Source organism: Massilia pseudoviolaceinigra, assembly GCF_030846505.1.
GTDB lineage: Bacteria > Pseudomonadota > Gammaproteobacteria > Burkholderiales > Burkholderiaceae_D > Telluria_A > Telluria_A violaceinigra.
In genome coordinates this window covers 168,242-185,496 of record NZ_JAVCWL010000013.1, presented here as the reverse complement: position 1 = coordinate 185,496, position 17,255 = coordinate 168,242, and the positions used below count along the sequence as shown (strand labels likewise).

Here is a 17,255-nt window from a genome sequence, read left to right as displayed (position 1 = left end):
CTTTGCGTATTCGTTGGGACTCATGGAATTTAATCATTTAATCTTCATTGGACGAGCGAATGACCGCTGGTGGCCGAAACCAGCCCTGTCGACCGATGATAGCAGTTTGCCAAGTGGAAAGCTCTACCAATAGCGCCGACCGGCCGGAACCGCCCCATTGCAGACGTTCATGAACAGCGCCCAATTGGAACAAGCCCCAAAGTCACCATGAGAAGTGAACCTTGTTTAAATTGGTAGTGCACGGTATAGACGCCGAAATCGATCTTAATCCACCACTTATAACCATCAGATCCTGGGGTACCTTGGCTCTGTTTGAAGGGAAGCCCTTTCGAACTACACTCCTGTTCGGCATCATCAAAGGTGTCGAAAACTGGAACATCAATTTCTTCGCGAGAGATGATCGAGAATCCCTCGCGCGCCGTGACATAGAGGAATACTGTGTCAAGAACCTGATCCTCATTGAAACGAAATTGGAAGCCACCATCGGTCGATGCCGCCCAATAAACGTCCTCCATATTTTCGTGCGTACGATCAAAATCATAGATCACATTGATGTCGTAATGTTCGAGCACTTCGATGACATCGTCATCCTTCAACCGGCTCCCAAGGAGGTTGGTAAATTTCAACTTATGATCCATTCAACTGACTGCAGAGAAAATCCGGGATACCAGTGGATGCTGGCACGAGGCACGACGGAGGCGATGGCGTTGTCGAACGACCGCTCCTGGCCGACAGCTGGCGGTCACATTGGCTCATTGCACTATGGTGTTGCTCTCAGGACAGGCCATGGGTTTTGTTAGGCGTTCTAAGACTCCGGTATCGGATAAATATAGAAAAAATCGTCGTCACGCTCCCAGCCCTGCGCCTCATAAAGTGCTTGCGCCTTGGTGTTTGTGTTCGCGGTTGAGAGCGCCAGACGGATTGCACCGACCGCCTTGGCGAAATCAACGGAAGCGGCAAGGAGTTTGGCTCCAACGCCCTTGCGACGCCCCGGCTCGGCGACAAACAAATCGTTCAGGATATAGATCCGCCCCAGCGAAACACTCGAAAAACTCGGATATAACTGCGCAAAACCGATGGGATCGGATCCTTCATGCGCCACAAACATGACCGACTCGCCGTGATTGATCCGGTCCAGCAGAAAGTCCTTGGCCGCCGCCACATCGCTTTCGCGTCCGTAGAACTGGCGGTAGCCATCAAATAAAACTGACAAAGCGTCGATGTCGGCCAGTAAGGCCTGACGAATATGAATAGTGCTCATGCGGTGATTATCCAGTAGTAGGTTGGAAGCAGGCTGGCCTGATTAAATGGCAAACGTATCATCAAAGAGACGCAGCCGTGCCGTGGGGCTTGACCTTGACACAGGTGTCAGGCTTTAGCCTGTACTGCGAGTCGGGCAAGTTCTGCCTGAACGAACACAGGGTCAATCTGATGAAAATAGTTAAACTCCACGCCGGCCGCATCGTTGCACGATTGCCGGCATCACTGTTGCTGCTGTCCTTGCTGACAGGCTTCCCGGCGGCTTCCCAAGCAGGGGATGAAACACGGGCCGAACAGCCAGCGTGCGGCACGCAGCGGGCCGACCCCGCCGCAGCCAACCCGGACACATTGGTTAGGGCCCTCTACGATATCGTCTCCGGACCAGCCAATAGCACGCATGACTGGGCGCGCCTGGAACGTCTTCATGCACCGGGCGCCATCATTACCCCGACCCAGCATTCCGGTAAGGTGGCGTTCGCCGCGGCGCCGCAAGCGCTCTCGAAATTCATTGAGCTCAACAAGCGGCTATTCGCCCATCGCGGCTTTCATGAACGCGAGATTTTCCAGCGCGTCGAACGATTCGGCCACATTGCCCACGTCTGGAGCAGCTATGAAACGCGCGAACATCCGGCCGGCCCTGTGCAGGGGCGCGGGATCAACAGTTTCCAGCTCTTGAACGATGGGCAGCGCTGGTGCGTGCTGTCTGCAACCTGGGACACCGAAACTGCCGACCATCCGATAACCAGCGCCGATGCCGTCGAAGGGTTCAAATAACTGGTCCGGACTGGGCTACACTTCGGCAACCCGGACCGGTCTGTTCGTTGCGGGCGGGGACCACCTTCCTGTGGCGCCCAGCCCGGCCGGTCTCGCATACTCAGTGGAGCAATCGTGATGTTAATTGGTGAGCTGGCAAAAAGAACCCTGTGCAGCGTGCGTGTGATTCGCCACTACGAACAGTGTGGCCTGTTGTTATCCAAACGTAGTGGGAATGGCTATCGCATGTTTGACGAGGCGGCGGTGGAACATGTTCTGCGCATTCGGGTGCTGCTTCGCAACGGTTTCACTGTCGATGAAATTCGCCCCGTCACGTTGATGCTCGATGCGCGTCCGAAGAAGCTCATTTGTGCCGATGTGATCCGTCTTTACCAAAGCAAGGTGGACGAGATTGAACAGCGTATTGCCGAACTCACCGAGGTGCGCGACCGGGCGAAGCAGCGTTTGCGTGTCATTGTCGAGCAGCGCAACCAGGGTGGACCCTTCGGACCGGATGGACCGCTTTAAGTCTTTCGAATAAGGTTGAGTATGATGAATGAGGCGATGAAGCAGGAGATCGTCGGGTTAGGCCGCAAGGCGCATGACCTGACCGAGTCAGCCTACCGGGAGCACACGTCAACGCGCGGCGACCCGGCTTGGGCGGAAAAACAGCGGATACTGCTTGCGGACATGGCCCTCCACCTGCTGCAAACCGCACTGAGAGACGGCGAGCTTTCAGCCGATGAGCTAAAGCGCAATCTCTATGCCATCCTGACTGTATCCGACCAATTCATTCCCGATCATGGGTTGAAAGCGAGTGCCGATCGATTCTATGCCGAGTGAAATGCGGCGTTCGGCGGTGCCCTTGTGCTGTTGTGCGCGATGGCAAAATCATCAAGGAGATGGGATACGGCGAAGCCGATGTCGAAAACGGCGTGCGGGTAACGCCGCGTACCGTCTTCCAGTCCGGTTCTGTGGGCAAGACATTCACCGCCGCACTGGTGATGCTGCTCGCGGAAGATGGCAAACTGTCGCTGGACGACCCGATCTCGCGCCATTTGCCCAATACGCCCAAGGCATGGGAAGCGATCACGATCCGCCACTTGCTGACGCACACCTCAGGCCTGGGCGACCCGTACGCCAAGCTGGACCTGCGCAAGGATTACACGGACGAGGAACTGATCGCCCTGGAAGCGGCCATCCCGACCCTGTTCGCGCCCGGCGAAAAGTGGTCTTACAGCAATATGGGCTACCACTTGCTGGGATTTATCTGCAACAAGGCGGGGGGCAAGTTCTATGGCGACCAGTTGCGCGAGCGGATTTTCGCCCCGCTCGGCATGAGCACGCGCATTATCAGCGAGAGCGACATCGTTGCGCACCGCGCCCGTGGCTACGCGCGGGTCGATGGCGTATTGAAGAACCAGGAATGGGTTGCGCCGCGCCTCAATACCACGGCCGATGGCAGCCTGTACCTCACCGCGCGCGACCTGGCGCTGTGGGACATGGCGCTGTATGGCGACAAGATCCTCAATGCGCGCATCCGCGAGGCCAGCTGGACGCCCGTCAAGCTCAACGATGGCAAAACCGCGCCGTACGGCTATGGCTGGCAAGTCGATTCGCGCAATGGGCACCGATTCATCGGCCACAGCGGCTCGTGGCAGGGATTCACGGCGCAGATGAGCCGGTATATCGATGGCAAGCTCACCGTTGTCGTGCTGGCCAATTCTGCGGCGGCGCGGCCGGGCAAATTTGCCGACATTGTGGCGGCGCACTATGTGCCTGCGCTCGCGCCCAAACTGGCCAAGGCAATTCCGGACACCGAGCCGGCCGTGAGTGCCCGTGTCGGCGACGTCGTTCAACAGTTAAGCCTGGGCCGCATGCCCGCGGGACTCAATCCCAAGGCCACAGCACTGATGACGCCGGAACGACTGAAGATGTTCGCCTCCGAGGGCCGTGAATGGGGCGCCATGCGCGCGGTCGAACTGCTCTCGCGCGAGACCGACGGCGAAGCGCGCCGCTACCGCTACCGCGTCAGGTTCGCGAACCTGGCGACCTGGGTGCACATCGGCTTCGACAAGGCGGACCAGATCGACATCCTCTCCTTGCGCCTGGAGTGACTGGTCAGGCGGCCTTGGCCAGACGCGGGGCCGGCAAGCCGGCATAGAATGCGTCGCACAGGTCCGCCACCTTTTTCGGCGCCTCGACCATCGGCACGTGCCCGATGCCGTCGAGCACCACTTTTTCGCTGTTGCGCAAACGCGTGTGGAGCGTTTGCGCATCGTCCACGTGCACGACCTTGTCTTGCGCGCCCCAGATAATCAGTGAGCGCGCACTGATTGAACCGAGCACGTGGCGCTGGTCGAGGTCTTTATCGACGTCGCGCGCGATCCGCTGGTTGATCTCCTCCCGCGCAATGTAGTTCCTGGCCAGCGCACCAAGCAGAAAGCCGGGAATGTACGGCGGCTTTTCCATGCCGATGCCGATCATCTTTTTATAGTCGGCCGTGCTGCGAATCGCAACCATCGGGTTGATCCCGGACTCCGAAAACTGCTGGCGCAGCCAGCTTGGCGACGTTTCCGCTCCGGCCGCGTCGATCAGCACCAAGGACGCGATACTGTCCGGTGAATCGGCCGCCATGCGCAGCGCAATCGCACCACCCATCGAATTGCCGATCACGTGGGCGCGCCCGACGCCCAGCGCCGCAAGAAAGCCGAGCACTCCGTCCGTCTGCGCCTGAATATCGTAACCCGAGGCTGGCGCCGCAGTGCTCTCGCCATGGCCGGGCAGGTCCGGAATCAGGATGGTCATATCGGTGCGCATATATTTCGCCAGCCGCAGCCATGCCGATTTGTCGCTGGCGGCGCCATGCAGCATGACGATTGCCTCGGCAAGGCTGCTACCGCGCCGCAGATAGGCGAATCGCCCGCCATTGACGGCTACCGAGGCCGTCTCGAGCCGCGCCGATTTGCATTCCGCCGTCAGGATCATGGCGAGCAGACGGTCGCTCAGGCGCGTTGTCCAGGAACTCATCTTTGCTTTTCTCCATACCGTAAAGTATGGCCAGCTTCACACCAAGCATTGGACTTGTCAAGGTCATTCGGTATGATGACGCATGGACGATAAAAAGAACCGACAAAGCTGGCTTAGCGCCGGCTTGCAGGCACTGGCTGATGATGGCCCCGAAGGTTTGCGCATCATGACGATCGCGCAAAAGATGGGAGTCACGAAAGGCAGTTTTTACTGGCATTTCAAAAATCTGGAAGACTATCAATCCGCTGTGATGGAAGAGTGGGAGCAGGTTCACACGCAGCGCGTGATGGAGATTGTCGACCAGGAGGATATCGACGTCGGCAGCAAGCTGGCGAAGTTGTTCACCGGCGGTCCGCCGCACCTGTTTACCCTGGGCCGGGCGATTCGCGCATGGTCCATGACCAATGAGCAGGTCAGGGAAGTGCAGCAGCGTGTCGATCGCAAGCGGGTCGATTACGTCGCCAAGCTGCTGACCGATATCGGCTGGCCGCCGGAGCAGGCGCCGGTAATCGCGCGCTGGAATTACTGCGCCTTCATCGGGCATGCTGCCATCGGCGCGCCGGAGATGAGCGAGGCCGAGATTCGCACGGTGGTGCAGTTGCTGACGCCGCCGGGCAAAAAGTAAGGCCGTCGCACTAGGCCAGCCATCCCCGGCCGATGGCAACGAGCACGATGGACACGGCGAGCAGGCCCCACAGAGGCGATTGGGGAAAGGCGACAATCCCCGCCACGCCAATCGCGCAGCCGTACAGGCCGATCAGCCCGAGGGTCGCGAGATCGTTGGCCGCCGCTGCGCGCAGAGCCAGGTGGCCGCACAGGGTAATCGGCGGGCCGAAGGCGATGAACCAGAAGGCCAGCCGGCGCTCGTCATCGGTGCCGAAACGGTTGACCAGGCCTTCGTGCAAGGCCGCGGTCAGCGCGGGATGGAACCGTGCCAGGCCAAACAGGATGTGCAGCAGGCCGAGAGCCAGCAGGGCAGCGGCTGCGGCGTGTTTCCATGTAATGCCCATCGGTAAATCCTTTCGCGTCAAGCGCGCGGCGGGCTGCCGCGCGTCACCATACTTTATGGTATGGTCGGAATGATGACACCCCAGGCATAGCTCGTCAATACCCTTAGGTATGGAAGATCGCATTGACATATTGTCGATCAATGACATAATGTCAGTCATGACCATCACAGAAAATGAATTGCTCCTGCGCGAGGGAAAGAAGATTGTCGAAGCCCTGGGCCGCACCTTGGCACCCATGGTGGAGGTGGTGCTGCACGACCTCACGCGCCCGGCATCGTCCATCGTGGCGATCTCGAACAACCTGTCCGGTCGCGCGGTGGGCGATCCCATGACCGTCATCGGCCGGGCGCGGATAACGGACCCGAATTTCCCGGACATCCTGCAAAACTATCCCAACCAGTTCCCTGACGGGCGCCCGGCCAAAAGCACCTCGATTGGCCTGCGCAACAGCGAAGGCGACTACGTGGCGGCGCTGTGCCTGAATGTGGACGTGTCGATGCTGACCAGTGTCGCCGCCAGCCTGGCGCAGCTGGCGCAAACCGACCCTGTGCAAACCCCGATCCGCGAATCGCTGGCATCGCCGCGCCTGGACGAGCTGCGCGCCACCCTGGAACGCTTTGCCGCCCAACTGAACAAGACCCCGCACGCCCTGAGCCCGGCCCAGCGCCGCGAAGCCGTGCACCAGCTTGCCAACGCCGGCCTGATGGACCTGAAAAACGCCCAGGCGGTCGTGGCGTCCATGCTCGGCGTCGCACGGCCTACCGTTTACTCCTATCTTCCACAGAAAGATCCATCGCCATGATCCAGCTTCCCATTTCCTTTGATGACGTCGCCCGCGCCCATGAGCGCATCGCCGGGGCGGTCCATCGCACGCCGGTGCTCACATCCACGACCGCCAACGCCCTGAGCGGCGCGCAGATTTTCTTCAAGTGCGAAAACCTGCAGCGCACCGGCGCCTTCAAGATGCGTGGCGCCTACAATGCGCTGGCCCAATTCACTGCCGAACAGCGCGCTCGCGGCGTCGTGACTTTTTCGTCCGGCAACCATGCGCAGGGCATTGCGCTGGCGGCCAAGCTGCTCGGCATCAAGGCGGTGATTGTCATGCCGCTCGATGCGCCCGCCACCAAGGTGGCGGCCACGCGCGGCTACGGTGCCGAGATTGTGACGTATGACCGCTATACCGAAGACCGCGAGGCAATCGGCAACGCGCTGGCGCTGGAGCGCGGCCTGACCCTGATTCCGCCCTACGATCACGTGCACGTGATGGCGGGGCAGGGCACCGCGGCCAAGGAATTGATCGAGGATGCCGGCCCGCTCGACGTGCTGCTGGTGCCGCTGGGCGGTGGCGGCCTGCTGTCGGGCTGCGCGACCGCGGCCAAGGCGATGAATCCCCACTGCCGCGTGTTCGGCGTGGAGCCGGAAGCGGGCAACGATGGCCAGCGCAGTTTTCGCAGCGGCGAGATCGTCCACATCGCCACGCCCGATACCATCGCCGACGGTGCCCAGACCCAGCATCTGGGCAAGCACACGTTTGCCGTGATCCGCGAGCGCGTCGATGATATTTTGACGGTGTCCGATGCTGAGCTGGTCGAGGCGATGAAGTTTTTCGCCGGGCACATGAAGATTACCGTGGAGCCGTCCGGCTGCCTGGGCGCGGCCGTTGCGCTCAATCCCCGCAACGACTTCAAGAACAAGCGGGTCGGCGTGATTGTCTCGGGCGGCAATATCGACCTGCAGCGCATGGCGATGCTGATCCAGAAGGGGGCTTGAGCATGCCCTTGTCTTCGTATCTCGATGCCCATCCGCGCCTGGGCGAACTAATCTATATTCACGCGTCGGCGCAGGTGATCGGCGACGTGAACCTGGGCGACGATTCTTCGGTCTGGTGCAATGCGGTGGTGCGCGGCGATGTGAATCACATCGTGGTCGGGCGCTGCTCGAATATCCAGGATTTCGTGATGTGCCACGTCTCGCACAAGAATGCCAACAAGCCGCTCGGTTCGCCGTTGATCATTGGCGACTACGTCACCATCGGGCATAACACCATTCTGCACGGCTGCACGATCGGCGATGAATGCCTGATCGGCATGGGCGCCATCGTGATGGACGATGCCGTCATTTCGCCCAGGGTGATGGTCGGCGCCGGCAGCCTCGTCCCGCCGGGAAAAGTGCTGGAAAGCGGCTATTTGTATGTCGGCCGCCCGGTAAGGAAAGTGCGCGCCCTGACCGATGCGGAACTGGCCTTCCTGAAATACTCGGCGGAGCATTATGTCCGCGTGAAAAACAACTATCTGGCCAGTACGTGACACGCACCGGCGAAAAAAATGCCGCTCTTGAGAGCGGCATTTTTACAACAGCACCCGCAGCTTAGTCGGAAGCGTAGATGTCGTTATCCTTGGTTTCCTTGACGAACAAGCCGCCAATGACCACCGTGACCAGCGCCACGATGATCGGATACCACAGGCCGTAGTAAATATCGCCCTTGTACGCAACCAGTGCGAACGCGGTCGTTGGCAGCAAGCCGCCGAACCAGCCGTTACCGATGTGGTAAGGCAGCGACATCGAGGTGTAGCGGATGCGGGTCGGGAACATTTCAACCAGCATGGCCGCGATCGGGCCGTACACGGCCGTCACATACAGCACCAGGATGAACAGCAGCAGCACGACCATCGGCTTGTTGATCTGCTCGGTGTCGGCCTTGGCTGGATAGCCGGCCGCCTTGATCGCCGCGCCGATTTCCGCCTTCAGCGCCTTTTCCCTGGCTTTGCTGTCGGCATCGAAGTTCAGACCGTCCGGGGTCATCACTGCGTTGAACGAGGTGTATTCCTTGTCGCCGATACGCACCTTGGCAACCGTTCCCGGCGGCGCATCGTCCTTGGTGTAGCTGACCGACGACTGGGTCAGCATGCCGGTGGCGATGTCGCACGACGATGGGAACTTCTTGGTGCCGGTCAGGTTGAACTGGAAGTGGCAGGAATCCGGATCGGCCACGACCACCACTGGCGAACTTTGCAGTGCTGCTTCCAGCGCCGGGTTGGCGTAGTGGGTGATGCCCTTGAAGATCGGAAAGTAGGTGCAGGCAGCAATGGCGCAGCCCAGCAGGATGATCCATTTGCGGCCGATCTTGTCCGACAGCGTACCGAACACGATGAAGAACGGCGTGGCCAGCAGCAGCGAAATGGCGATCAGGATATTGGCGACGGCGCCGTCGACCTTGAGCGTCTGGGTCAGGAAGAACAGGGCGTAGAACTGGCCCGTGTACCACACGACGGCCTGGCCCATGGTCAGGCCGACCAGCGCGAGGAAGACGATCTTGGCGTTCTTTGGCTTGAGAAAGGCTTCCGACAGCGGGGCCTTGGAGGTCTTGCCTTCGGCTTTCATCTTGGCAAACGCTGGCGATTCGTTCATCGACAGGCGAATCCAGACCGAAATGCCGAGCAGCAGCACGGAGACCAGGAATGGAATGCGCCAGCCCCAGGCGGTGAACTCGTCTTCGCCCATGGCGGTACGGGTACCCAGGATCACCAGCAGCGACAGGAACAGGCCCATGGTTGCGGTGGTCTGGATCCACGAGGTGAAAAAGCCGCGCTTGCCGTGCGGCGCATGCTCGGCGACATAGGTCGCCGCACCGCCGTACTCGCCACCCAGTGCCAGGCCCTGCAGGATGCGCAGGGTGACCAGGATGATTGGTGCGGCAATGCCGATGCTGGCGTAACTCGGCAACAGTCCTACCAGGAAGGTCGAGGCGCCCATCAGCAGGATGGTGACCAGGAAGGTGTACTTGCGGCCGATCATGTCACCCAGGCGGCCGAACACCAGCGCGCCGAACGGACGCACAATGAAACCGGCGGCGAAAGCCAGCAATGCAAAAATGAAGGTGGTGGTGGGGTCGCCGACAAAAAACTGCTTGGCGATAATCGGAGCGAGCGCGCCGTACAGGTAGAAATCATACCATTCGAATACCGTGCCCAGGGAGGAGGCAAAGATGACCTTGCGCTCTTCCTTGGTGAGGCCCGCGTCGACGGGTATCCCCTTGCGCCCGTCGGTTGTGATGCCGGGTGTGATTGCCATGTGAGTCTCCGTGTTTAATATAGTTATTGCGTCATCGGAATAGCCGTATGTATCCAGCTGGATTTGAGTGTGGACTCCGAAACTTACGCGATGCTTGCTTGGAACTTACATGAAACTTACTTTTTAGATATCGAAAAGACAGGTGTTTTGTGTAAATACAATCACGTGTTATCAGAGGGTAAACGCTGGAGATGTGGAAGCGGCAAAAATGAAAGGAAGAAATGAGAAGGAGAAACGGGACGGCGCGTAAAACAATGTCTGAACGACAGTGCCAAGGCGCGAGTGATTGCCGAAGCCTTCTGTGCGCCGGGGTGGTGGTCCCTTATCGCCGGTCTGCCTCGGGCAGGATGCTGCGCCCGGCGACAAATTCCGCGCGCCGCCATTCCATGAGAAGCGTTTGCCGGTTTTTGGGATAACGCTCGTCGAGCAGTTCGGAAGCGTCGATGCGGTCGGTCCGGAAGTTGCGGAACGTTGCGCGAAGTTCGCACCAGCACATCAACACGCGCGTCAGGTCGAAATAGACCAGTGCGTATGGCCACACCGTCCGCTGGGACACGGGTCCCGAGGCAGTCCGATAGGTAATCCGCAGTTTGCGTTCGCTGCGTATCGCACGGCGCAACAAGTCGATGTCGACGGCGTGCGTGTCGCCTTGCCTGCCTGCGCCGACCAGTAGCGCGGAAGCGTCCAGTTCGCGCCGCAGTTCGGCCGGCAGAACTGCCGAGATTTTGTCCAGCGCCGTACGCGCTCCTTGTGCCAGCCCCTTGTCGCCTTGCTCTGCCACGAGCCGCGTGCCGAGCACCAGAGCATCGAGCTCTTCCGCCGCGAACATCATGGGCGGCAGCATGAAACTGTGCTTCATGACATAGCCCACGCCAGGCTCGCCTTCGATGGCGGCGCCCTGGGCCTGGAGGCTGGCGATATCGCGGTACAAGGTCCGGATGCTCACGCCGGTGTCGCGCGCCAGCACGTGCCCGGTGACGGGGGCACGATAGCGGCGCAGCACTTGTAACAGCGTGAGGAGGCGTTCGGATCTTGACATGCTCATCATCATACCGGCGTCATTGCACTGTCACCATGGTTGGTTGCAGGACGCCGCCCGGCAAGCATGGCTTATCCTGGAGCGTATTGCACCGCCAAGTCCAGAACCCAGGTGACGCCGAAGCGGTCCTTGAGCATGCCGTACAGCGGCGTGTAGCTGAACGGCCCGAGCGGCTGCACGATGGCCGCGCCCTCCGAGAGGGCATCCCAGTAGCGGGTAAGCGCTTCGGCGTTATCGCCGCGCACCGAGACGAATACCGGAATTTCCCCGGCATTCCATGATCTTGCTGAAGGGACGTCGTAGGCCATGATCCGGAACCCATCGGCGGAGACGACCTGGCCCCACATCACTTGATCGGCTTCGTCCGGGTTTGCGACGGCATGCGCGTCCTTGTAAGTGACACAGGTTTTATGGCCGCCGAATACCGAGTGATAAAAGGTAAGGGCGTCTTGCGCATTGCCGCGGAAGTTGAGGTGGGTAACGGTCTGGATGGTCATGTGGACTTTTCTCGTTGGTTGATGTACGGAAAAGTATAGGTGGCACTACTGCCAGTTTCCGGCAGTAGTGGTGCGCGCCCCTGGCTGGTCAGGTTCGACTGCCCGTCAGGTCCGCTTCGCGGCGTGTTGTCCAGAGTGTAAACGGAACGCATCTGGCACGAGCACAATACTCAACAACACAAGGATCGCCACGCCAAACGCCACCGGCAGCAAGCCGCCCATCAGAAAAGGAGCAACCGCCATTGTCGCCAGCGCCGTCATGCCGAACGCGGCCGTCATCACAAGGCCAGCCGCCTTGCCGGGATTGCCGACGGCCAGCGACAGGGCGCGCGACATCAGGGACGGCCCGCGCAGGCCGAGCCCAGCGCAAAACACGGCCCACGCGGCAATCAGCACGGTCAGCGAGCGCAGGCCGGCCGACGCTTGCGCCATCATCATGGCGGCGGCCAGTATTTGCAGGCCCGCGCCGCCCAGCATGGCCCGCTCCACACCGTAACGCGCGGCCAGCTTTGCGCCGCATGTGGCCGCCACCATGAAGGCGCCGACCCCGCACAGCTGCAGCACGGCGAATCCGCCGACGCCGGTGCCGATCCACGCCGTCACCAGATGCGGCGCGCTGGCCACATACATGAGCAGCGCGCCGAACATGGCCGCGTAGCTGAGCGCGTGCCGCACGAAGCCCCATGTCATCCATGCCGGCCGCGCGCCCGCAACAGGCCCGGCGCTGCCCGCAGCCGGCGCCGTGCGTCCCACAATGCGCGACACCAGCGGCAGCAGGCCCACGGCCAAGGCGGCAATCAGGTAGAACGACAGGCGCCAGTCCAGGTGCAGCACGATCGCCGCGCCCAGCACCGGCCCGATCGCCGGGACGGTCGACTCGACCGTTGCCACCAGCGCCATCGCGCCCACGCTGTCGCGCTCGGAAAAGCGCCGCCGGATCAGCGCCGGCACGGCCACCGTCGCCGCGCCGGCGCCCAGGCCCTGGATCAGGCGGCCGATGAGCAAGCTGGCCATGTCCGGCGCCAGGCCGCACAGCACGCTGCCGACAGCGAGCAGGACGGTGCCGGCCATGATCGCGCGCAGGTCGCCATAACGGTCGGCCAGCCAGCCCCATGCAAACTGCGAGAGGGCCAGCGACAGCATGAAAATGGCCATCGTGCCTTGCCCGGCGAACATCGATGCGCGTAGCTGGGCCTGAATGCTTGGCAGCGCCGGCAGGTACAGGTCGGAGGCGAGCATGCCGACTGCGGTCAGCGCGGCAAGCGGAATGGCAATGCGGCGCTGTCGTAACATGGCTAACCAGAAAGTTTTCAGAAAGCCAATCTTATCATCAGTTCACTTTTGCTTATCCAGATGTTTGGCCGCTTCGCGCCGCGTCAGGGCGGACAAGGCATCGCCCTGCGCCAGCAGGAAATCACGCACAGCGTTCGGATCGTGATGCGCGTAGTCGCGCAGGCCCCAGCCGATGGCCTTGCGGATGAAAAAATCCTCTTCATGCGCCAGTCTTTCGGCATAACCGAACAGCCGGTCCAAGTCGGTATCAAAGCGCCAGCCCAGCTGATGCAGCATGGCGACGCGGCGTGTCCACAGATCCGCATGGCACACGGCCTCGTCCATGAGCGGCTGGCGCAGCAAGCGGTCCGCCCGCACGACCGTGCCCACCACGACCGCCAGCGCGTCGACGCTATCCCACCACGACACTTGGCGCGCCAGGGCCAGCAGCGGCGCGATATGCCCGCCATCGAACTGTTTCGCATGCGCGGCGAGCGGGTCGATGGCGGCGTACTGGCACTCGCGCTGCGGCTCCGTCCAAAGCGCCCCGGCCGCGTCCAGCAGCACATCGGCGTGTGCGCCCTTGAGGCTGCGCACAAGCGGCTTGAGCGCCGCGCGCCTGGCCGGCGTGGGGATGCCGTAAAACGCGAACTGGCCGCGCATGTAGGCGCTCATGGCCGCCGCCCGGGCCGGATCGGCCAACGGCGCGAGTAACTTTTTCACTTCTTCGGCTATGCTCATGGTCAGGTTTTTCAGGGCCTGGGGACAGGGGGCGACGGGCGCAAATAATTTTGCGAACGACCGTACTAAAATGTGCTATTCTCGTAGCGATCAACACAGCGCTATGCGCATACTAATCCAACTCAGGAGACACAAATGATAGATGCCGTCATCGTATCGACCGCCCGCACCGGCCTGGCCAAATCGTGGAAAGGTGCGTTCAACATGACGCACGGCGCCACTCTCGGCGGCCACGTGCTGCAGGCCGCCATCGCCCGCGCGGGTATCGAGCCGGGCGAGGTCGAGGATGTCATCATCGGCTGTGCCAATCCGGAAGGCGCCACGGGCGCCAATATCGCGCGCCAGATCGCCCTGCGCGGCGGCTGCCCGGTGTCCACCGCCGGCATGACGGTCAACCGTTTCTGCTCGTCGGGCCTGCAAACCATTGCGCTCGCGGCGCAGCGCATCATTGCCGGCGAGGGTGACATTTACGCCGCCGGCGGGGTCGAGTCGATTTCCTGCGTGCAGCAGGAAATGAACCAGCACATGCTGGCCGATCCATGGCTGATGGAGCACAAGCCGGAAATCTACTGGCCCATGCTGCAAACGGCAGAAACCGTCGCCAAGCGCTACAACATCGGGCGCGACCGCCAGGATGAATATGGCGTGCAGAGCCAGCAGCGCGCTGCCAATGCGCAGGCCGCCGGCTTGTTCAATGCAGAAATCGTGCCGATGACCACCACCATGGGCGTGGCCGACAAGGCCTCGGGCATGCTGCTCACGCGCGAAGTGACCATCAGCGCCGACGAAGGCATCCGCGCCGACACCACGCTCGAAGCCGTCTCGAAGATCCGCACCGCGGTGCCGGGCGGCGTGATTTCCGCAGGTAATGCCAGCCAGTTCTCCGACGGTGCCTCGATTTCCATCCTGATGAGCAGCAACGTGGCGCAAGCGCGCGGCCTGCAGCCGCTCGGCATCTTCCGCGGCTTTGCCGTGGCCGGTTGCGAGCCGGATGAAATGGGCATCGGCCCGGTGTTTGCGATTCCTAAACTGCTGCACAAGGCTGGCCTGTCGATCGCCGATATCGGTCTGTGGGAACTGAACGAAGCGTTCGCGGTCCAGGTGCTGTATTGCGCCGACCGCCTCGGCATCCCGATGGACCGTCTCAACGTGAATGGCGGCGCCATTGCCGTCGGCCACCCATACGGCGTCTCCGGCGCCCGCCTGGTCGGTCACGCGCTGATCGAAGGCAAGCGCCGTGGCGTCAAGTACGTGGTGGTTACGATGTGCATCGGTGGCGGCCAGGGCGCGGCCGGCCTGTTCGAAGTCGTCTGATCCACGCCGGGGCGCGCCGCTCCGGCGCCGCCCCGCTTCCTTGCTGTCTTCCCCGGGGCCCAAGATGCAATCCAAAATACTGTCGCGCCGCGACCTCGACTTCCTGCTGTACGAATGGCTGGACGTGGAGGCGCTGACCGCGCGTCCGCGCTTTGCCGACCACAGCCGCGAAACATTCAACGCGGCACTCGATACCGCCGAACAGATCGCCACCGACCTGTTCGCACCCCATAACAAGAAGAACGATCAGCACGAGCCGCATTTCGACGGCCAAACCGTGACGATCATTCCCGAAGTAAAGACCGCGCTCGACGCCTTTTCCGCCGCCGGCCTGATGGCGGCCGGGCAAGACTACGAGTTCGACGGCATGCAATTGCCATGCGTGATGGAAAAAGCCATTACCGCGTACTTTACGGCGGCCAATGTGGCTACCTCGGCTTACATTTTCCTGACCATCGGCAACGCCAACACCTTGCTCAAGACCGCCACGCCGCAGCAGATCGAGCGCTTCGTGCGGCCTTTGTACGCCGGCAAATTCTTCGGCACCATGTGCCTGTCCGAACCGCAGGCCGGTTCCAGCCTGTCCGACATCGCCACGCGCGCCGTGCCGGACCCGGTTGACGGCCCCGATGGCGAGCGCCAATACCGCCTCGCCGGCAACAAGATGTGGATTTCCGCGGGCGAACACGACCTTGCCGGCAATATCGTGCACCTCGTGCTGGCCAAGATCCCCGGCCCGGACGGGCGCCTGATTCCCGGCGTCAAAGGCATTTCGCTGTTCATCGTTCCCAAGTTCCTGGTCGGCGACGACGGCGAGCCGGGCGAGCGCAACGACGTCGTGCTGGCTGGCCTGAACCACAAGATGGGCAACCGCGGCACCACCAACTGCCTGCTCAACTTCGGCGAAGGGCGCTTCAAGCCGCTCGGCAAGGCCGGCGCCGTTGGCTATCTGGTCGGCCAGCCGCACCAGGGCCTGGCGAACATGTTCCATATGATGAACGAAGCGCGCATCGGCGTGGGTCTCGGCGCGGCCGTGCTGGGCGTGACCGGCTACCTGCACGCGCTCGACTACGCGCGCGGCCGCCCGCAAGGGCGCCATCCGGCCGAGAAAGACCCGGTCAAGCCGCAGGTGGCCATCATCGAGCATACCGACGTGCGGCGCATGCTGCTGGCGCAAAAAGCCTATGCCGAAGGCGCCATGGCACTGGTGCTGTATTCGGCGCGCCTGGTCGACGAGCAGCGCACCGCCCCTGATCCGGAAGCGCGCGCCCACGCCGGGCGCCTGCTCGATTTTCTTACGCCGATCACCAAGTCGTGGCCGTCGCAGTGGTGCGTGGAAGCGAACAGCCTGGCGATCCAGGTACACGGCGGTTACGGCTATACGCGCGAGTACAACGTCGAACAGTTCTACCGCGACAACCGCCTCAACGCCATCCACGAAGGCACGCACGGCATCCACGGCCTCGATCTGCTGGGCCGCAAGGCGTCGATCCAGGAAGGCGCGCTGTTCAAGGCCATCGGCGGCGAAATTGCCGCGACGATCGCCAGGGTGCGCGCGGCCGATGTGTCGGTCGACCTGCACGCCAATGCCGACCTGCTCGAAGAAGAATGGCAGCGCATCGCCACCGTCACCAGGACCTTGTACGCCGCAGGCGACATGAACAAGACCCTGGCCAATGCCAGCCTGTACCTGGAAGCGGTCGGCCACACGGTGATCGCCTGGATCTGGCTGGAACAGGCGCTGGTGGCCGCGCATGCGCTGGCGGATGCGCGGCCGTCTGTTGATGACAGCAACTTTTACAACGGCAAGCTGCAAGCCTGCCGCTATTTCTTCCACTGGGAGCTGCCCAAGGTCCAGCAGCAGCTCGACCTCCTGGCCAGCATCGACACCACCACGCTCGACATGCAGGATGCGTGGTTCTGAGGATCGACTAATCAATGATCAAACACATCGTCATGTGGAAGCTGAAAGACTTCGCCGAGGGCGCCGACCGCGCTACCAATGCGCGCAAGATGAAGGAACAGCTCGACGCCTGCGCCAACATCGTGCCGGGCATGTTCGCCTTTGAAGTGGCGCTGGCCCAGCCGGGCCTGGAAGCAAGCTACGACGTGGTGCTGTATTCGGAATTCGCCGACAAGGAAGCCTTGAAGGCTTACGGCGAGCATCCGACCCACCACGCACTCAAACCATTCTTTGGCGCCATTCGTGAAGCGCGCCAATGCATGGATTACACCATCTGATAACGACAGCTGACTGACAAGGATTCG

General features: G+C 61.7%; 20 protein-coding genes. 11 read left to right on the top strand and 9 right to left on the bottom strand.

The features are described 5' to 3' along the window. Positions 1–167: 167 nt before the first annotated feature. Together RBA40_RS14960 and RBA40_RS14955 are read right to left on the bottom strand one after the other, a co-directional pair. On the bottom strand, positions 168–626 hold the full coding sequence (locus RBA40_RS14960; protein WP_306648609.1) for a hypothetical protein: 459 nt from the start codon (positions 624–626) through the stop codon (positions 168–170). Between the two features lie 179 nt (positions 627–805). Beyond that, a complete protein-coding gene (locus RBA40_RS14955) occupies positions 806–1,261 on the bottom strand; it encodes a GNAT family N-acetyltransferase (protein ID WP_306648608.1) in 456 nt (151 codons plus the stop codon). Positions 1,262–1,350: 89 nt separating this feature from the next. Here RBA40_RS14955 and RBA40_RS14950 point away from each other — a divergent pair, with 89 nt between their 5' ends. From RBA40_RS14950 to RBA40_RS14935, 4 genes are all read left to right on the top strand, one after another. Further along, entirely contained in the window at positions 1,351–2,034 is a 684-nt protein-coding gene (locus RBA40_RS14950; protein WP_306648607.1) for a hypothetical protein, read from the top strand. A 117-nt stretch (positions 2,035–2,151) separates the two neighbouring features. Next, on the top strand, positions 2,152–2,541 hold the full coding sequence (locus tag RBA40_RS14945; protein WP_306648606.1) for a MerR family transcriptional regulator: 390 nt from the start codon (positions 2,152–2,154) through the stop codon (positions 2,539–2,541). 36 nt (positions 2,542–2,577) lie between these two features. Further along, a complete protein-coding gene (locus RBA40_RS14940) occupies positions 2,578–2,856 on the top strand; it encodes a hypothetical protein (RefSeq protein WP_306648605.1) in 279 nt (92 codons plus the stop codon). A 32-nt stretch (positions 2,857–2,888) separates the two neighbouring features. Beyond that, positions 2,889–4,130 carry a serine hydrolase domain-containing protein gene (locus RBA40_RS14935; RefSeq protein WP_306648604.1) on the top strand — a complete coding sequence of 414 codons (1,242 nt, stop codon included), beginning with the start codon at positions 2,889–2,891 and terminating at the stop codon, positions 4,128–4,130. 4 nt (positions 4,131–4,134) lie between these two features. On the opposite strand, the gene RBA40_RS14930 is transcribed toward RBA40_RS14935, so the two are convergent. After that, on the bottom strand, positions 4,135–5,043 hold the full coding sequence (locus tag RBA40_RS14930; RefSeq protein ID WP_306648603.1) for an alpha/beta fold hydrolase: 909 nt from the start codon (positions 5,041–5,043) through the stop codon (positions 4,135–4,137). A gap of 82 nt (positions 5,044–5,125) precedes the next feature. On the opposite strand from RBA40_RS14930, the gene RBA40_RS14925 reads away from it, so the two are divergent. Next, complete coding sequence (locus RBA40_RS14925) at positions 5,126–5,668, top strand: TetR/AcrR family transcriptional regulator (RefSeq protein WP_306648602.1); 543 nt, start codon at positions 5,126–5,128, stop codon at positions 5,666–5,668. 10 nt (positions 5,669–5,678) lie between these two features. On the opposite strand, the gene RBA40_RS14920 is transcribed toward RBA40_RS14925, so the two are convergent. Next, entirely contained in the window at positions 5,679–6,053 is a 375-nt protein-coding gene (locus RBA40_RS14920; protein ID WP_306648601.1) for a DUF6463 family protein, read from the bottom strand. 157 nt (positions 6,054–6,210) lie between these two features. Between RBA40_RS14920 and RBA40_RS14915 the strand changes: the two genes are divergently transcribed. The 3 genes from RBA40_RS14915 to RBA40_RS14905 are packed head-to-tail and all read left to right on the top strand — an operon-like array spanning position 6,211 to position 8,359. Continuing rightward, a complete protein-coding gene (locus RBA40_RS14915) occupies positions 6,211–6,855 on the top strand; it encodes a helix-turn-helix transcriptional regulator (RefSeq protein WP_306648600.1) in 645 nt (214 codons plus the stop codon). Beyond that, positions 6,852–7,823, top strand: a complete 972-nt coding sequence (locus RBA40_RS14910; RefSeq protein ID WP_306648599.1) for a threo-3-hydroxy-L-aspartate ammonia-lyase — start codon at positions 6,852–6,854, stop codon at positions 7,821–7,823. Before RBA40_RS14915 ends, RBA40_RS14910 begins: the two co-directional genes overlap by 4 nt. A 2-nt stretch (positions 7,824–7,825) precedes the next feature. After that, the gene (locus RBA40_RS14905) at positions 7,826–8,359 is read left to right on the top strand and encodes a gamma carbonic anhydrase family protein (protein ID WP_306648598.1); all 534 of its coding nucleotides are present in this window, start codon (positions 7,826–7,828) and stop codon (positions 8,357–8,359) included. A gap of 61 nt (positions 8,360–8,420) precedes the next feature. On the opposite strand, the gene RBA40_RS14900 is transcribed toward RBA40_RS14905, so the two are convergent. The 5 genes from RBA40_RS14900 to RBA40_RS14880 form a co-directional block, all read right to left on the bottom strand. Next, positions 8,421–10,124, bottom strand: coding sequence for an MFS transporter (locus RBA40_RS14900; RefSeq protein ID WP_306648597.1), 1,704 nt, complete (start codon positions 10,122–10,124; stop codon positions 8,421–8,423). Positions 10,125–10,446: 322 nt separating this feature from the next. Next, the gene (locus RBA40_RS14895) at positions 10,447–11,163 is read right to left on the bottom strand and encodes a helix-turn-helix transcriptional regulator (RefSeq protein ID WP_306648616.1); all 717 of its coding nucleotides are present in this window, start codon (positions 11,161–11,163) and stop codon (positions 10,447–10,449) included. A 71-nt stretch (positions 11,164–11,234) separates the two neighbouring features. Then, positions 11,235–11,660, bottom strand: a complete 426-nt coding sequence (locus RBA40_RS14890; RefSeq protein WP_306648596.1) for a VOC family protein — start codon at positions 11,658–11,660, stop codon at positions 11,235–11,237. Between the two features lie 105 nt (positions 11,661–11,765). Next, positions 11,766–12,953 (bottom strand): MFS transporter, encoded by a 1,188-nt coding sequence (locus RBA40_RS14885; protein WP_306648595.1) that lies wholly within the window; start codon positions 12,951–12,953, stop codon positions 11,766–11,768. A 42-nt stretch (positions 12,954–12,995) separates the two neighbouring features. Beyond that, a complete protein-coding gene (locus tag RBA40_RS14880; RefSeq protein ID WP_306648594.1) occupies positions 12,996–13,673 on the bottom strand; it encodes a DNA alkylation repair protein in 678 nt (225 codons plus the stop codon). A gap of 135 nt (positions 13,674–13,808) precedes the next feature. On the opposite strand from RBA40_RS14880, the gene RBA40_RS14875 reads away from it, so the two are divergent. From RBA40_RS14875 to RBA40_RS14865, 3 genes are all read left to right on the top strand, one after another. Beyond that, complete coding sequence (locus RBA40_RS14875; protein WP_306648593.1) at positions 13,809–14,987, top strand: acetyl-CoA C-acyltransferase; 1,179 nt, start codon at positions 13,809–13,811, stop codon at positions 14,985–14,987. A gap of 64 nt (positions 14,988–15,051) precedes the next feature. Next, positions 15,052–16,911, top strand: coding sequence for an acyl-CoA dehydrogenase (locus tag RBA40_RS14870; protein WP_306648592.1), 1,860 nt, complete (start codon positions 15,052–15,054; stop codon positions 16,909–16,911). A gap of 14 nt (positions 16,912–16,925) precedes the next feature. Continuing rightward, a complete protein-coding gene (locus RBA40_RS14865; protein ID WP_306648591.1) occupies positions 16,926–17,228 on the top strand; it encodes a Dabb family protein in 303 nt (100 codons plus the stop codon). Positions 17,229–17,255 lie beyond the last annotated feature (27 nt).

Bases quoted from the DNA above. Each gene is read 5' to 3' on its own strand.
- RBA40_RS14925 (WP_306648602.1), top strand. From the start codon at position 5,126: ATGGACGATAAAAAGAACCGACAAAGCTGGCTTAGCGCCGGCTTGCAG.
- RBA40_RS14920 (WP_306648601.1), bottom strand. From the start codon at position 6,053: ATGGGCATTACATGGAAACACGCCGCAGCCGCTGCCCTGCTGGCTCTC.
- RBA40_RS14890 (WP_306648596.1), bottom strand. From the start codon at position 11,660: ATGACCATCCAGACCGTTACCCACCTCAACTTCCGCGGCAATGCGCAA.
- RBA40_RS14865 (WP_306648591.1), top strand. From the start codon at position 16,926: ATGATCAAACACATCGTCATGTGGAAGCTGAAAGACTTCGCCGAGGGC.
- RBA40_RS14910 (WP_306648599.1), top strand. From the start codon at position 6,852: ATGATCCAGCTTCCCATTTCCTTTGATGACGTCGCCCGCGCCCATGAG.
- RBA40_RS14955 (WP_306648608.1), bottom strand. From the start codon at position 1,261: ATGAGCACTATTCATATTCGTCAGGCCTTACTGGCCGACATCGACGCT.
- RBA40_RS14945 (WP_306648606.1), top strand. From the start codon at position 2,152: ATGTTAATTGGTGAGCTGGCAAAAAGAACCCTGTGCAGCGTGCGTGTG.
- RBA40_RS14870 (WP_306648592.1), top strand. From the start codon at position 15,052: ATGCAATCCAAAATACTGTCGCGCCGCGACCTCGACTTCCTGCTGTAC.
- RBA40_RS14905 (WP_306648598.1), top strand. From the start codon at position 7,826: ATGCCCTTGTCTTCGTATCTCGATGCCCATCCGCGCCTGGGCGAACTA.
- RBA40_RS14930 (WP_306648603.1), bottom strand. From the start codon at position 5,043: ATGAGTTCCTGGACAACGCGCCTGAGCGACCGTCTGCTCGCCATGATC.
- RBA40_RS14940 (WP_306648605.1), top strand. From the start codon at position 2,578: ATGAAGCAGGAGATCGTCGGGTTAGGCCGCAAGGCGCATGACCTGACC.
- RBA40_RS14885 (WP_306648595.1), bottom strand. From the start codon at position 12,953: ATGTTACGACAGCGCCGCATTGCCATTCCGCTTGCCGCGCTGACCGCA.
- RBA40_RS14895 (WP_306648616.1), bottom strand. From the start codon at position 11,163: ATGTCAAGATCCGAACGCCTCCTCACGCTGTTACAAGTGCTGCGCCGC.
- RBA40_RS14880 (WP_306648594.1), bottom strand. From the start codon at position 13,673: ATGAGCATAGCCGAAGAAGTGAAAAAGTTACTCGCGCCGTTGGCCGAT.
- RBA40_RS14915 (WP_306648600.1), top strand. From the start codon at position 6,211: ATGACCATCACAGAAAATGAATTGCTCCTGCGCGAGGGAAAGAAGATT.
- RBA40_RS14875 (WP_306648593.1), top strand. From the start codon at position 13,809: ATGATAGATGCCGTCATCGTATCGACCGCCCGCACCGGCCTGGCCAAA.
- RBA40_RS14900 (WP_306648597.1), bottom strand. From the start codon at position 10,124: ATGGCAATCACACCCGGCATCACAACCGACGGGCGCAAGGGGATACCC.